This is a genomic window from Actinomyces sp. (assembly GCF_030530635.1).
Taxonomy (GTDB): domain Bacteria; phylum Actinomycetota; class Actinomycetes; order Actinomycetales; family Actinomycetaceae; genus Actinomyces.
The window spans coordinates 1-14,383 of sequence record NZ_JAUMUL010000045.1; the positions used below are offsets into that span (position 1 = coordinate 1).

Sequence of the window (14,383 nt, forward strand, 5' to 3'; positions counted from 1 at the left end):
TCCGCCCCTACCTGTAAGCAACAACCCGCTTACACAGAAAACTTGACAGGCTCCCAAGGGGCGACCCGAGGCAGGCCTGGCCCAACTCCCTGGCCCCGGACCTGCGTCGTGCACCTGATACGCGCCTCCATGCGGTTCGTGGCCTATGCGGTTCCGCAAGCAGGCCTGCCAAAGCGCTCAAGCCCGTCTACACCGCCCCCAACGAGGAGGCCGCCCTAGGGGCCCTGGCCGATTTCTCCGACCAGTGGGGCTCCAAGTACCCCCAGGGGCGGTGGCGACCAGCGGTGCGGGCGTGGGGTGCGGAACACAGCCGTTCCTGGCGTACTCCGGCCGATGCTGCGCCGGGTCATCTCTCCCCCACTTCGTGGGAGGTACCCCCTCCACCAACAGTATTGAGTCGCCCAGCTACCAGCTGCGCAAGGTCTCCAAGAACAGGGGCCAGTTCCCCTCCGATGAGGCTGCCGTGAGGCTGCTGTGGCTGGCCATCTGCAACACCTGTGGACAAGCGTGCCCGAGAACGCGCCAAGGAGAAGAACCTACCCGCCAGCAAACATAAAGCGCCGTCCCGCATGGTCGAAGGGCAGGTCACCACCAACTGGAAGCAGGCCCTCGCCCAACTCGCCGCAGCCTACCCCGAAGCGGACCCGCCCCTACCTGTAAGCAACAACCCGCTTACACAGAAAACTTGACAGGCTCTGAGAAGAAGTGGACACCGACCTGGAGCCTCGCCACAGCACTGTACGTCACCGTCGACGACCTGCTCAAAGCCCACCCCGAGATCACCCCGCCCAGGCCGCGAGTAGGTATCTGCCCGCGTACCAGTGATGCCGAGATCATCACCCTGGCCGTCATGCAGGCCCTGCTGGGCCACACCAGCGAACGGCGGTGGCTGCGCCACGCCCGCAAGCACTACCGGGGCATGTTTCCCCACCTTCCGGGCCAGTCCGGATGGAACAAGCGCCTACGCGCACTGACGTCTACCATGTCCTGGGTCATCACCGCCCTGGCCCGGGCCACCAGCATCTTCGACGACACCCTGTGGCTAGCCGATTCCACTCCCATCGAGTGCGCCCGCAGCCGTCCTACCGTCCGCCGCTCCCAGATGGCCGGGTGGGCCGAGTACGGGTACTGCGCCTCCCACTCCCGCTACTTCTGGGGCCTGCGCCTGCACCTGGTCGCCACGCCCCACGGCCTGCCAATAGCGTGGGCCGTCACCGGAGCCAAGACTGACGAGCGCGACGTCCTGGCCGGCCTGCTGGACCACCTCGAGCCCCACCTCCACCAGGTCCTGGCCGCTGACAAGGGCTACCGCTCCACCGACCTGGAGACCGAGCTGACCCGCGCCGGCATCACCCTGTTGCGCCCCGCGGCCCGCAACGAGTCCACACGACCCGGCGCTACCGCCCTGAAGAAAGTCCGCCAAGTCATCGAGTCGATCTTCGACACCCTCAAAGACCAGCTCGACCTCGAACGCCACAAGGGACGCACCCCAACCGGCGTAGCCGCCCGCATCACCCAACGCGTCCTGGCCCTGACCACCGCCATCTGGCACAACGACCTCATAGGCGCCCCCACACTACGATCCCTGACCCCCTACGACCACTAACCACCCCCTGGAATCAATCATCTAGATGTGGTGGTCGTCGAGCTCGAGCTCCCAGCCTCCCGACCAGCGGGTAGCAGTCGCCGTAGGGCTCCGGTGCCTCGTACCTTTCTTGGTGATGATCAGTGCTCCATGGATGTGATACGGAAATCATTGGAGATATAGGCATATGTTGCTATTCATATGTTGTATCGAGTTTGTCGTCACTTGTGATGGTTGAAATGTTGAGGTTCGCTAACTGAAGAACGTAGAGTAGGTTATTAAAACAAGTAAATGTGTCGGGGTGTTCGGGGCCAAGGATTCGCAAGCTTTCTTCGTATGTCTTTGCTGCTTCGTTGATCCCATTTTTTAGGTCTCCACTGTTTGTGAAGGCGAAAGCGAGGTTGCTGCGGGAGATAAGCGTGTCGGGGTTGTCGGGGCCCAGTGAACTTAATCGTTCCGCGAGTACCTGTTTAGCTAGGACAATAGCATCGGGGCTGCCTATCTGGATCAATGCGTGAACCAAGTTATTGTGTGTAGTGATAGTCTGCGGATTGTCGGGCCCGAGGATGCGGCGGCGGTCATCTAAGACCTGCCTATACGCGTCAATAGCTTCATTGATCATACCTGCTTCCTCGTAAGCTCCAGCAAGATTGTTGCGGGCGGACAGGGTGTCGCGATGGTCGGGTCCGTGAAGGCGCTGATGGTCGAGTACGAGCTTCTCGAACAAGGCTATCGCTTTGAGGTGATTGCCTACAGATTGATAGGCCCCTGCCAGGTTTGTTCTTGAAGCCAAAGTGTCGGGATGGTCTGGTCCCAGAATGTGCTGCCTGGTTGTTAGTATCTGCTCGAATGTGTCTACAGGGTCGTCCAGCTTCCCTATTGTGTGCAGAGTAGCAGCCAGGTTGTTTCGGGTGGTTAGTGTATCGGGGTGGTTGGGGCCAAGGATGAGATTTTGTTGGTTCAGTATCCGGCGAAGCAGTGTGCATGAACGGTCAAGTTTTCCCGTCAGATGATAAGCGGCAGCCAAATTGCGGTGTAGAATATAGGTCTCGGTATTGTCAGTGTTTAAGGTGTGGCATGCTGTACATACGGCGTCGTCAAGAGAAACTGCTTCCTGTGGAAGTCCGAGTATGGATGCTTGGTTGAGTGTATCGGCTAACGTGCGGACTGTTTGATGGTCGTTGAACAGGTCGTGTGAGTGCTCCTGCTCTGCGATGGTTCGCAGTTGTGCGACGCGGTCCAGTACTTCGCGGCGACGTTCCTGTGTGTTGTTTTGTGGGATCGCGTCGAAGTCAATTGCGGTCAGTGTGCCGACTGCCGCGGCCGTCATCTCCTTCTTTTGGCTTTCAGTGCGCGTTTCTCTGAATACCTGCCCCTGTAGGCGGTGAATTGTGATTGTGGCACCGTCATCCGAGACTTGGCAGATCGAGGAGTTGCGGAGTTCGGCCAGCGCCCGGCGTGCTTCGCCCGCATCGTCTGTGGCTGCCGAAAGCCACCGTGTGGGTACTCCCGATGCGGCGAGCAGCGCCAGGGCTCCCAGCTGGTCGCGGGCGATCTTTGCCCGTGGCAATGAGATGGCAGCGATCCGCTCGAGCACTCCTTCGATCGCCATCCACAAGACGATGGCGACGCCGTCAGGGTAGATGTCGCCGTCGAGCTTGGGCGCAGCATCCTCAAGCTTGGTCTGGCTCAGGCGAACCAGGTACTCGCCCAAGGTACAGCTCTCGTATTTGATGGAGGCGGCGGCCTGAGCGATTGCCAACGGCAGATCGCCCAGTTTCTCGGCGATATCGCCAGCAGTAGTTGCATCGTCCTGACCCGTCCTGCGCAGCAGGAAGTCGACGGCCTCCGACCTGTCGAACTCCGCGACGTCGATCTGGTCCCATCCCTGCCCGTCCCAGCCGGAATGCCGAGTGGTAGTAGCGAGCACGCGCAGTCCTTGGCCCCGTGGCACCACGTCGCGCAGATCGTCAAGACGCTCAACATTGTCCAGGATCACGAGACGATCAGAGGCCTTCTCTGAGGCGAGGGCGTTGAGGCAGCGCTGGGCCAGCTTCTCAGGGGGCAAGTCCTCACCAGTTGGCACCCCTAGGATCAGGCCAAGTTCCGACAGTCCTGCCAGAATTGACTCACGGGACTGGGCATTAATCCAGGCCACAAGGTGCCAGTCCTGTCGCTCGCAGTGACGCGCGAGGGCTGCAGCGAGCTGGGACTTTCCACAGCCGCGCATACCCACCAGAACCGTGCGCTCAGCTGACTGCGCGACCACCGACTCTAGGAGCCGAGTGAATTGGGAGCGTTCCACGAAGCCCTCGGCGACGGTCGGGAGTGCACCGAAGCGAAGTGGCCCCCGGGCCTGGGAAACCGTGGTTGACTGCACGGCCGCGTGGATGTCATCGAGCTTCGCATGCGTCTTCCGGTCGTTGGCTAGGAGTAGGTTTTGACCTTCAAGTATCCTGTCCTGTCCGTCCAATAGCTGTTGCAAGGCTCCGAGTTGGAACTTGGGAGAGGACGGTGCCAACACGATGATCTCATCGGCGGTTGCGTCAACCAGGCGGTCGAAGAACTCCTCAGCCTTCTCCTCGAGGTTTGCTCTGCGTGCGCTCCCACGCCGATGCAGATCGGCTTTGAGATCCTCCGGGGCACGCACCGCCGTTACGAAGGCAGCTGGCTTGTCACAGACATCATCGAGGAGATTCTTCACCTCGGTAACGGCACCGTTGAGTAGTTCCTGGGAGATACCTCGGGCGTCAACCTCGGTCTGCATGGCCTGGAGACTTGAGCGCAGACGCGCCTCGATCCGCCGGCTCAGTGCTTTCTGCTCCTGATCCCGGCCCTTGAGCGCCTGCAGACGATCCCGCAACGTCGCGGCCTCGCCCACCACCGCTGCCGCACCCGCAAAGGGCAGACCCGAAACGGGTTCAGCGATTAACAGCAGCAGGCGCGTCACACTCGTAGCGACCGGCAGCAGGGAGGGGAACTCAGCCATGACATGACTGTAGGGCGGATGACCAAGCCGCGGAGACGCCCCAGGTCACGCTTGAGAAACAGCGTTTCAGGCGTCGGCAGGGCACTGGCAGCGGGGCTACTTCCTCCCGAAGAGCCCCCGCAGGAAGCCCGACGCTGCGGCGGATGCGGCGGGCTCGTCGTCGTGGCCCTGGCAGCGCTGCGACTTGGGCACGCCCGCCAGCGCCTGCTCAATGTGCTGCCCGCAGCCCGCCCAGGTGGGCTTGCCGCACCGCTTGCACGTCACCTTGCGACACATGATGTTCTCCTCTGGTTGTGGTGATCGGGTGATGAAAGAAAAAGGGGAGGCTGTGCCCGGGCGGCGCTCAGACCAGGGACAGGAAGATCTTCTCCAGCTCGTCCATGGTCAGCGCCCCCGGCCGGGAGGCCCCGTCCGACGAGGCACCGGTCCCGTCGGTCTCGCCGACGCCGTCCCCACCGTCCCGCTCGGCCGACGCCGCCCGCTCGCCGTCGGCGCAGGCCTGCATGGCGGTGGCGACGATAACGAAACCGGCCCGGTTCAGCGCGTGCGTCACCGCCGACAGCTGCGTGACGATCTCCTTACAGGAGGCCTCGCGTTCGGCGGCGTCGATGACGGCGTCCAGCTGGCCGCGCGCCCGCTTGAGCCGGTTGACGATGCGCCGCTTCGTCTCCGGATCGCACTCGAATCCCGGCGCCGTCGTCGTCGCCTCAGCGCCTGCCGTCGTCGCGGCGGCGCCCCGCGTTGCAGCGTCCTGAGCCTTGGCCACGGTGATCACGCCCCCACCAGGTAGGAGTCGGCGTCGTCGCCCAGCCACGCGCGCAGGGTGATCATGCCGCCGGTGAGAACCGAGGACTTCAGGCCACTGCCCACCAGGATCCCGTGGGCGATATTCGCCCGCACCCCCACCTGGCAGATCACGCCGACGGGGCGTCCCGCCGCGGCCTGCCGCACCTCCTCGATGCGGGCGCGCAGCTCGGTGTGCGGAATGTTGAGCGCGCCCGGCACTATGCCGCGGGCGACCTCGGCCCTCGTGCGCACGTCCAGCAGCAGGTGCGTTAGGCGGACCTGCTCCAGGTCGCGCACATCCCACACCTCCACGGTTCCGCTCAAAACATTCGACCCCAGCATTCCGGCCAGGTTCACCGGGTCCTTCGCCTGCCCGAAGGGCGGGGCGTAGGCCAGGTCCAGGTAGATCAGGTCCGCAACACCCAGCCCGGCGCGGATGGCCGTGGCCAGCACGTCGATGCGCTTGTCGACGCCGTCGCGGCCCACGCACTGGGCGCCGAGAATCCGCCCGTCCGGGGCGAAGCTGACCGACAGGTGCAACTGGGATGCCCCCGGGAAGCAGCCGGCGTGCTGGTTGGGGTGCAGGTGGAAGGTCGTGTACTCGATCCCGGCGGCGTCCAGCGCGGCGCGGTTCGCGCCGGTCATCGCCGCCGTCATACCCCCGACGCGCACGATGGCCGTGCCCAGGGGTGCGGGGATCGGGCGGGCGTGCTCGGGATCCATGATGAAGTCGGCCACCAGCCGCCCCGCCCGGTTCGCCGGGCCCGCCAGGGCGACGGGGCGCCGCGCCCCGGTCACCGGATCGGTGGACACGGTGGCGTCGCCGACGGCGTACACGTGCGGCAGGTTCGTGTGGCCGTGCTCGTCGACGACGATCGCCCCGCGCTCCAGCTCCAGCCCGGAAGAGGCGAAGGCGTCGGTGTCCGGGCGCACCCCGTGGCCAGGACGATCAGGTCTGCCCGCACGCGCGTGCCGTCGGCCAGGTGGACCTCATCGGCGTCGGCGCAGTGGGTGATGGACTCGGCGGCCGTTCCCGTGCGGACGTCGACGCCGAGCCCGCGCAGCTCCTGGGTGATCGGGTAGGCGTGCTCCCGCTCCAACGGCGGCAGCACGTGTTCCGCGAACTCGACGATGGTGGTGGTGATACCGCGCCTGGCCAGCACCTCGGCCGCCTCAGCGCCGATGAAGCCCGCACCCAGGACGACGGCGGACCGGGCGCCCGCGTCCACCCACTCTCGCAGGCGGGCGACGTCCTCAACACTGCGCAGAGTGGCCACGCGCGGCGAGTCGAGCCCGTCAACGGGCGGGTGCGTGGCCTGAGCGCCGGGGGCCAGCACCAGGGCGTCGTAGCCGAGGCGGTGGACGCCGTCGGCGGTTCGCAGGATCACCTCCTGCGCCTCGGGGTCGATGCCGACCACGATGTGGCCGGTGCGCACGTCCAGGTTCAGCCAGGCGCGCAGCCGCTCGGGGGTCTGCACCAGCAGGTCGGCCTGGTTCTCGATCTCGCCGCCCACGTAGTAGGGCAGGCCGCAGTCGGCGAAGGAGACGTGCCGCCCGCGGTCCAGGACGATGATCTCGGCATCCTCCCTCAGGCGGCGCAGCTCATCCCGCCGGCGACGCCGCCGACGACGATCAGCCGGCGGGGGCGCGCGGAGCCGGTGGGGGAGGGGCGAGGGGCGGTGCCCGCGGGGCTCGAGGGGGCGCCGTCGTCGGAAAGAGATGCGGCCTCGGGGGTAGAAGTGGAATCCGGCGAGGTGGCGGGTGGAGTCATCGGCATGCCTTTCGCGTCGTCGTGCCGTGGGTGGCGGCAATCGGCGCCCACTCCGGGCGCGGCCGCCAGCGCGCGACGATACCCGGGGGGGTACAAATGGTGTCCGCTCGCAGATGCGACTTCTGCCGCCCAAGTGTCAGGCGGCGATGGTACCGGTGCCCACCAGCACGATGATCACCAGACCCAGCAGCACGCGATAGATCAGGAAACCGGTGAACTTGTTGGAAGAGACGAAGCGCAGCAGCCAGGCAATCGTCGCGTAGGCGACCAGGCCGGAAACCACCGTGGCGATCGCCGTCGCCCCCCAGCCGACCGTGGCGGAGATATCTCCGGCGGCCGTGACCGCCTCCAGGACACCCGCGGCCAGCAGTGCCGGAATACCCATGAAGAAGGACAGGCGGGTGGCGGTGACCCGGTCGAAACGCAGGAACAGACCTGCGGAGATGGTCGCCCCGGAGCGGGAGATGCCCGGAAGTACAGGAGAAAGAGCCTGAAAACAGCCGATGATCAGGGCGTCCTTGATGGACACCTCCCGCATGCCCTTGCCCGCAGAGGTGTGGGCGGCACCGGACGGTCCATCGCTGCGCCGGTCGGCCAGCCACATGACTGCGGACCACAGGATCAGTGCTCCGGCGATCACCCATAGCGAACGGGCAGTGACTTCGATGAAGTCCTTCAGTGCCAGGCCTATCACGGCCACGGGGATCGAGCCGAGGATGATACCCCAGCCGAGCGTGTAATCGGGGTCGGTACGCGCCTGGGGATGGGTGAGGCCCTTGAACCAGGCGGTCACGATGCGCACGATGTCGCCCCAGAAGTAGACGACGGCGGCCAGGATTGCGCCGACCTGAATGACGGCGGTGAACGCGGTCATGCCGACGGAGTCGATGTTGTAGTTGAGTAGCTTCTCAACGATGTTCAAGTGCCCGGTGGAGGACACGGGCAGAAACTCGGTGATGCCCTCGACTATGCCGAGGATGACGGCGTGCAGCCAGTTCATGAGGCTCCCAGGGCTCGGGTGCGGATAACTCCCTGAGAGGCTACCGGGCGAGGAGGAGCCCGTGCGCGTCCGGCGGTGTGGAACGGGCCTCAGAGGCTCCCGGGGCGACGGCGCGCTCGGCCTACGCGACTCAACGGCGGCGCCTCGGCAGCGAGACGGTGACGGCCCGTCCGACGGTAGCCGACGCCATCGTCACCCGGGTCAGTCGGTCTCAGCCGACAGACGCTCCAGAACCGCCTCGTGCAGCAGGGCATTGGTGGCGACGGCGCTGCCGCCCCACGGGCCCGGCTCACCGGCCAGGGAGGTGAAGCGGCCGCCCGCCTCCCCGACGATGGGCACCAGGGCGCCCATGTCGTACAGCTCCAGCTCCGGCTCGGCGGCCAGGTCCACGGCGCCCTCGGCCAGGAGCATGTAGGACCAGAAGTCCCCGTAGGCGCGAGTGCGCCAGCACGCCTGCATCAGCGACAGCATGCCGCGCAGCCGCCGTCGCTCGGCCCAGCCGGACAGCGAGGAGTAGGACAGGGAGGCGTCCTCCAGGCTCGCCACGCTGGACACGTGCAGGCGGCGGGCCGAGGCCAGGGAGCGTCCCGTCCAGGCGCCACCGCCCCGCACCGCCCACCAACGCCGTCCTAGTGCGGGCGCGGAGACCAGGCCGAGGACGACTTCGCCGTCCTCCACCAGGCTGATGAGCGTGGCCCACACGGGCACGCCCCGTACGAAGTTCTTGGTGCCGTCGATCGGGTCGATCACCCACTGGCGGGGGGAGTGGCCGGTGGTGCCGAACTCCTCCCCGAGCACGGAGTCGCGGGTGCGGGCGCGAGCCAGGTAGTCGCGGATCAGACGTTCGGCCTCGCGGTCGGCGACAGTCACGGGGGTCAGGTCGGGCTTGGTCTCCACCTCGAAGTCCTGGGTGTCGAAGTGCGCCTGGGTGAGCGGGTCCACCTGATCGGCGATCGTATGTGCCAGGTGCAGGTCGTCGCGCCAACGGCGCTGCGAGGTGGGAGGCGTGGGGGAGGTACCGGCATTGCTGCTCATGGCACGAGGGTAGACGCCCGCGGCTCGTCTCCCGCTTCGGCACCGCCGCGGGCGGCCTGATTACCGCGGCGAAAGAGTACTCGGGCTCCTCCCCCAGGAGGAGCCGGTGCGGATCTAAAGGCGCAGGCGGCGGTGATGCTTTGGTGCCGCAGGACCCCGAATAGATCCGTCAAAGTGAGGCTTCGGGTCCTCCGGGCGGCTCGTAGCGTGAGTCTCAGCCGCCCGGATGCGGACGGAACCCAAGCGGAGGAGCCCCACCCATGCCCGCCATGCTTGACCTGCGCCGCACCCTGGCCGCCCTGGTGGCGGTGGCCATGAGCGCGGCCCTGATCGTCTTCAGCTTCATCATCTCCGACTCCGCCACCACCCAGATGACCGCCGCCGCCCGCGCCAGCGTCGGAAACGCCGACGTCGTCGTCCTCCCCGAGCAGGGCGGGGAGCTGTCCGAGGCTGCCGCCGGTGCCATCTCGGCGGCCTCCGGCGTTGCGGGCGTGCGCACCTACTCCGAGGGCACCATTTGGATCGATCGCATGGGTGATTCCGGCGGCACCGAGTTCACCTACGTACTGGACGTGCCGTCCCTGTCCGGCAGCACCCGTCTGGTAGAGGGGCGCCTGCCGAGAAGGAGGGAGAGATCGCGGTCTCGCCCTCGGTCGCCGAGCAGGACGTCGCGGTTGGCAGCGCCATGGCGCTCAAGGAAGACCCGGTTGCCGCCCCCACCACCGCGGGTACGAGCACGCAGGGCCTCATGGACTCCGTCTCCCAGACACTTAACGCGAATGGTCTGAACGCGGGCGTCTACACCGCCTCCGACATCGTCGTGATGCGCGCGTCGAACATGGGTGACATGAACTCCACCACGCAGATGCTGTTGCAGCTGCTCGGCCCGGCGTGCGCGGTGGTGGCCGGGATCGTGATCGCCACGACCTTCTCCACCCTGTTGGCGCGGCAGGCACGGCAGACCGGACTGGGCATCACCTGGCTGAGCATCTGGGCGCAGGTGGTCATCTACACGGCCCTGGGCGCGGTGCTCATGATGCTGGGCGTGCTGGCGGAACTGCCGCTGATCGTCGTCGGCGGGGCCCGGCTGGTGGAGTGGCTTGGTGGTGGCTCCCGCCGGCCTGTGCTGCAGCTGGCCGCCCGGGCGGAGGCGGCCGACGGCGTGGAGCGCACGGTGGTGGTCCCCGTATTGGACGTGGGCATCACCCCGAGCGCCGACGAGGTAGACGAGATCGCCGTGTCCGCAGTGGACCCGGTCGAGGTCGCCTCAGTTGTGCGTTCTGACAAGGGCCTGGAGGGCCTCGACGACGACACCTTCGTCCTGGCCAACGACTACGGTCTGGCCGAGGGCACGGCCGTCACCCTCACCGGCACCGGGGGCAGCAGAAAGCTGACCGTGCATCTGGCCGAGGCCGGGATCGGGCAGGTGGTGACCCCGGACGTCGCCGCCGAGCTGTCCGGAGGCGAAGCCACGGACGCATCCGTGTGGGTGCGCACCGCCGGGGACGGCACCGGCACCAGCGTGGTCGACGCGCTGCAGCGGCCGGACCTGGTGGTCAGCACCTCCGCCACCGAGCGCGTGCATTTCAACAACGAGGTCAGCCGCATTGTCACCATCATTGTGGCGGTGCTGGCCTTCACGCTGTTGATCACCCTGTCCGGGCTGGCCAACACCACCGACGTGAGTGTGCTGGAGCGCTTCCGGGAGATCGGGGTGCTGCGCGCCACCGGGGTGCAGCGCGGCCAGGTGCGGCGCCTGTTCATCACCGAGGCGGTGCTCACCTCCCTGCTGGGCGGGCTGCTCGGGGCGATTATGGGGACGGTGTTCGGCATGGCGGCCGTGGTCGCCGTGTTCGGGCTCGACGCCGCGGACAGTCTGGTGCTGCAGGTGCCCTGGCTGGGGCTCGTCGGGATTCTGCTGGCCGCCGCGGCCATCGGCGTGCTGGCGGCGCTGCGCCCCGCCGGCCGTGCCGCCGCCGTCGCCCCGGTGAGCGCGCTGGCCCAGGAGTAGACGCAGCCCAGGCGGGTCATTGTGCACACCCGAGGCGAAGAATGTCCGAGATCGGCACAAACGCCGGATCCGGCCGCTCCACCGGAATTCGCATCAGCATCATTCCAACGATCGTTGAGGTGCGGCTCGGCGCGGCAGGCTCGCTTATGCCGATTCTGGACAATCGTCCTCTGGTGGGCCGGTGGTTGTGCAGAGACGGGGCCGGCTATAGAGTCGGCGCGTTCTCCTACGGGGCAGGAGCCGATGGTTCCGGCCCGCCCTCGGGCTCATTGGGGATGACGACGTAGCCTCGACGCGACTCGCGTACATGCTGGTGGTCGGTTACCGGTGATGCCTCAAGGATGGCATCGATCATTGTCTCCATGAATTGCGCCGGGCCGAGGTCCTCCGGAAAGGCATCAGTGAGGATTCTGACTCTTGGGCCCTCGACCGCGTGGTATCCGATCAGAGTCGTCGCCATGTAGCCGTTGCCGTCCCCGCGGTCCCGCAACTTGTACAACATGTCGATCGCCTTCTCGGCCTGAGAGGGCTCATCCAGAATCGTCGACGATACGACGAAGGCGAAGCCGATGGACGCCAATGGGTACCTGGCCTGAAGGTTACCCGCATCTCCGTAGGCCTCTTCGAAGCGGTTGGCGAGGTTCTTCCCGAAAGAGGAGCTCATGGTCTTGGTTGACAGCAGTAGCTCAGGACCTGTTTGCCAGGAGGATATGACCACGTCCACCTGCTTGGTGTATGCGCGGCCCAAGTCGCATCCTGAGGGGCTACCGAGCGCATTCGCGTCAGTCGCCGACGCAAGTCGGCCGCCGTGATGCTGGGCACGGCGGCCAACAGTCGAGTGATGTCGCGTGGAAGCACACGCGGATCTTCCGCCCGGGGCCAGACGCAGTCGGATTCGAAACCGGCCCTACGGAACTCGTGCGCGAACCATGCATCCACACCCTTCCCAAGCAAGCCGCTCTGGGAGGTGGCGCCCTCGCTGAGGGGGATCTTGAGAATGCTCCCAAGCAGCTCGAGGTCGGGGATGAAGTGGCGGTTAGCGGCCTCACCCACCCAGGCAGGATGAGCCGGTGCGTCGGCTATGACCTTGTCGTAGCGAGCGATGCCTTTAACAACGGCTGCGCGGTTCTCGTCATCGGCCAGTTGTTGCGTCATAGTCGCCTCCTTGCTCGTGCACGACGCCGCTGAACGAGTCCGTCGTGGGTACCACGGATGGCAGCGAGGCCGTCTTCCCCGACCATGGCATCGAGTCCGAGTACAGCGTCGACTTCGCGCCGCACGTCTTCGTCTTCCCCCCGGGCAAGCAGCGCCCGAGCGTGGGGAAGCAGTGCCTTTAGGGACTGCTCGTGGCGGCTGACCAAATCAATCGCCGGGACGGGTAGTCGTCCCGCTTCCCGTGGCTCAAGTTTGAGTAGACCGCCGCCGTACGCCCGGCCGATGAACTCTGCACCCAAACCGGTCACAGAGTTAGTCGCTGCGAGGGCCAGTACATCGCGTTCAAGCCGCTGCGACTCGCCTGCAAGGACCAGGCCGTGCACCGAGTTCAGGAGGGTTATTCACAGCATTGGCGGCAGCCCGATGCAATCGCGACCTTCCCGCACAATCGTGCGGAAAGCGCGAGAATTACGCAGCGGCGAGTCGCCCCTATGAATAACCCTCCAGGTGATGCACGCGGGCATCATTGGCGCAGAATGCGACAGTGGTGTCATTCATATAGGTGACAAATAGGTCCGCGATCGGTGGCAGCGGTACTCGCCACCACGGATTGCGCACGCGGCATTTGTAGGCCTGATGGACGCCGGTTGCCTCTCCTGCGGAGATATACGTCCAAGCGGCCTCAGAAGGCTCGTGTGCGGGCGAGAAGAGTACGGTCGGCTTATCTGCCTCCGCCAGTGCGTGCATCGCAGCGGTGTCTAGGACCAGACCGCGCAGGTGCCGGGACCCCGGCGGGCTAAGCGGGACGACGTCGTCATCGGTCAGGCCAAGTTCGTTCGCCCTTTGAGCGCCGAGCGCGAAGAAGCGGTTGGCTCCGGTTACGGCTCCAAGCGTGACTCGACCCCAGTTGATCAGCTCCGTGAACGCTCCGGTTGTGGGTGATACGGCGGCGTCGTAGTCGGGGCAAGTGCTAAGCGCGGGCGTCCACTTGTCTCCCGCTGCCGCAGGTTTCCATCGGCTCACCTGTGGCGCTGAGGCGAGGGCCACGACGTTGTCCAGTTGCGCGAGTTCGAAGTGGTCTACGCCCGGCCCCGTCCTCGTGTACCCCTCGGCCAATAGCAGCATAACCTTTTCCTGGACATCCGGGAAGACCCTATTGGTGAAGAGCACCAGGCGGACCCGTGCGAAGGAACGCAGAAGGAACTCACGCACCCCGGAGGCATAGTTAACGGACAGCAACTCCGCCGGGAGCACGAGGCCGAGTCGACCGCCCTCGGTCAGGAAGGAGGCGGCATGAACCGTGAAGGCCGCCCAGGACGACGCCAGGGAGGTCAGCCGCACGCCTTGCGTGAGGGTGCAGCGCAGTGCCTTCGCCCTCACTGCCCCGTGGAAGTCCTGGTAGCGGATGTAGGGCGGGTTGCCAATGACGGCGTCCACGGGTGAGGGCGCCTGGTAGTCGAAGAAGTCCGACACGGTCAGCCGGGCTTCGAACCCTGCGGCCTGTAGCGAATCCTGTGCCCGCCAAATTGACGCCTCATGAAGATCAACCCCGAGCAGTTGGTCTCTAGCCGGTGGGGCTCCTAGCTCCATGAGCCTGGACGCGGCGCAGTGTAAGAACACGGCCTCCCCGCAAGACGGCTCGAGCACCCGGTCAGAGGGGTCTCGCAACGCCCAGTCGGCGATGAAGCGTGCCAATGGCTCCGGCGTGAAGAAGGCCCCACGCTCCTTACGCACCGCGCGGGAATCTACGTACGTCATAGCAGCATCATCCCCCTGGCCTCTGACACGAATCCGGTGCGGTTATCCCGCGTGCGTGGTCGCTCTCGCTGTGCGCTCCTGATCATGCCATGCCGGGCGGTCCTGCTGCGGACCGCGGCTCGTGCAGGGCGAGCGACGCGGGGAACGGGAGCGTCAGGGACTACCCCGAGTCGGTGTGACTGTGGTCTCGTTCTGGAGAGCGAGAACGGGGTGGTGCGAAGGTAGTAGATGGGGCTGGAACTTTCGTCCGCGGCCGCCCGATAGTTCCGTATTTCGGCGTATTCCCAATGGTT

Annotated in this window: 13 protein-coding genes and 2 pseudogenes; 5 read left to right on the plus strand and 10 right to left on the minus strand. The window is 65.9% G+C overall.

The window, feature by feature from the left end:
- Positions 1-96: 96 nt before the first annotated feature.
- Together Q4A20_RS10420 and Q4A20_RS10425 are read left to right on the plus strand one after the other, a co-directional pair.
- Positions 97-689: pseudogene (locus Q4A20_RS10420) on the plus strand (transposase); the annotation flags it as partial.
- The gene (locus Q4A20_RS10425) at positions 686-1,606 is read left to right on the plus strand and encodes an IS982 family transposase (RefSeq protein WP_303122709.1); all 921 of its coding nucleotides are present in this window, start codon (positions 686-688) and stop codon (positions 1,604-1,606) included. The pseudogene Q4A20_RS10420 and the gene Q4A20_RS10425, both read left to right, overlap by 4 nt.
- Before the next feature lie 172 nt (positions 1,607-1,778).
- On the opposite strand, the gene fxsT is transcribed toward Q4A20_RS10425, so the two are convergent.
- From fxsT to hisN, 8 genes and pseudogenes are all read right to left on the minus strand, one after another.
- Positions 1,779-4,574, minus strand: coding sequence for an FxSxx-COOH system tetratricopeptide repeat protein (gene fxsT / locus Q4A20_RS10430; protein WP_303122711.1), 2,796 nt, complete (start codon positions 4,572-4,574; stop codon positions 1,779-1,781).
- Positions 4,575-4,670: 96 nt separating this feature from the next.
- Positions 4,671-4,850 carry a hypothetical protein gene (locus tag Q4A20_RS10435; protein ID WP_136193440.1) on the minus strand — a complete coding sequence of 60 codons (180 nt, stop codon included), beginning with the start codon at positions 4,848-4,850 and terminating at the stop codon, positions 4,671-4,673.
- Between the two features lie 67 nt (positions 4,851-4,917).
- The gene (locus Q4A20_RS10440) at positions 4,918-5,349 is read right to left on the minus strand and encodes a metal-sensitive transcriptional regulator (protein WP_303122714.1); all 432 of its coding nucleotides are present in this window, start codon (positions 5,347-5,349) and stop codon (positions 4,918-4,920) included.
- A complete protein-coding gene (locus Q4A20_RS15130) occupies positions 5,346-6,197 on the minus strand; it encodes a rhodanese-like domain-containing protein (RefSeq protein ID WP_368502471.1) in 852 nt (283 codons plus the stop codon). The genes Q4A20_RS10440 and Q4A20_RS15130 overlap by 4 nt, the downstream gene beginning before the upstream one ends.
- A gap of 12 nt (positions 6,198-6,209) precedes the next feature.
- A pseudogene (locus Q4A20_RS15135) lies at positions 6,210-6,961 on the minus strand (FAD/NAD(P)-binding oxidoreductase); the annotation flags it as partial.
- The gene (locus tag Q4A20_RS15140) at positions 6,949-7,131 is read right to left on the minus strand and encodes a hypothetical protein (RefSeq protein WP_368502472.1); all 183 of its coding nucleotides are present in this window, start codon (positions 7,129-7,131) and stop codon (positions 6,949-6,951) included. The pseudogene Q4A20_RS15135 and the gene Q4A20_RS15140, both read right to left, overlap by 13 nt.
- Before the next feature lie 136 nt (positions 7,132-7,267).
- Positions 7,268-8,131 (minus strand): undecaprenyl-diphosphate phosphatase, encoded by an 864-nt coding sequence (locus Q4A20_RS10450; protein ID WP_303122716.1) that lies wholly within the window; start codon positions 8,129-8,131, stop codon positions 7,268-7,270.
- Between the two features lie 201 nt (positions 8,132-8,332).
- Positions 8,333-9,166: a histidinol-phosphatase gene (gene hisN, locus Q4A20_RS10455; protein WP_303122718.1), complete on the minus strand. Its 834-nt coding sequence runs from the start codon at positions 9,164-9,166 to the stop codon at positions 8,333-8,335.
- Positions 9,167-9,426: 260 nt separating this feature from the next.
- Here hisN and Q4A20_RS10460 point away from each other — a divergent pair, with 260 nt between their 5' ends.
- Positions 9,427-9,954 (plus strand): hypothetical protein, encoded by a 528-nt coding sequence (locus Q4A20_RS10460; protein ID WP_303122720.1) that lies wholly within the window; start codon positions 9,427-9,429, stop codon positions 9,952-9,954.
- Positions 9,852-11,177: an ABC transporter permease gene (locus tag Q4A20_RS10465; protein WP_303122722.1), complete on the plus strand. Its 1,326-nt coding sequence runs from the start codon at positions 9,852-9,854 to the stop codon at positions 11,175-11,177. Before Q4A20_RS10460 ends, Q4A20_RS10465 begins: the two co-directional genes overlap by 103 nt.
- A 226-nt stretch (positions 11,178-11,403) precedes the next feature.
- Here the strand turns inward: Q4A20_RS10465 and Q4A20_RS10470 are convergent, their stop codons facing one another.
- Positions 11,404-11,925, minus strand: coding sequence for a hypothetical protein (locus Q4A20_RS10470; RefSeq protein WP_303122724.1), 522 nt, complete (start codon positions 11,923-11,925; stop codon positions 11,404-11,406).
- A 451-nt stretch (positions 11,926-12,376) separates the two neighbouring features.
- Between Q4A20_RS10470 and Q4A20_RS10475 the strand changes: the two genes are divergently transcribed.
- Positions 12,377-12,514, plus strand: a complete 138-nt coding sequence (locus Q4A20_RS10475; RefSeq protein ID WP_303122730.1) for a hypothetical protein — start codon at positions 12,377-12,379, stop codon at positions 12,512-12,514.
- 307 nt (positions 12,515-12,821) lie between these two features.
- On the opposite strand, the gene Q4A20_RS10480 is transcribed toward Q4A20_RS10475, so the two are convergent.
- A complete protein-coding gene (locus tag Q4A20_RS10480; RefSeq protein WP_303122732.1) occupies positions 12,822-14,090 on the minus strand; it encodes an N-6 DNA methylase in 1,269 nt (422 codons plus the stop codon).
- Positions 14,091-14,383 lie beyond the last annotated feature (293 nt).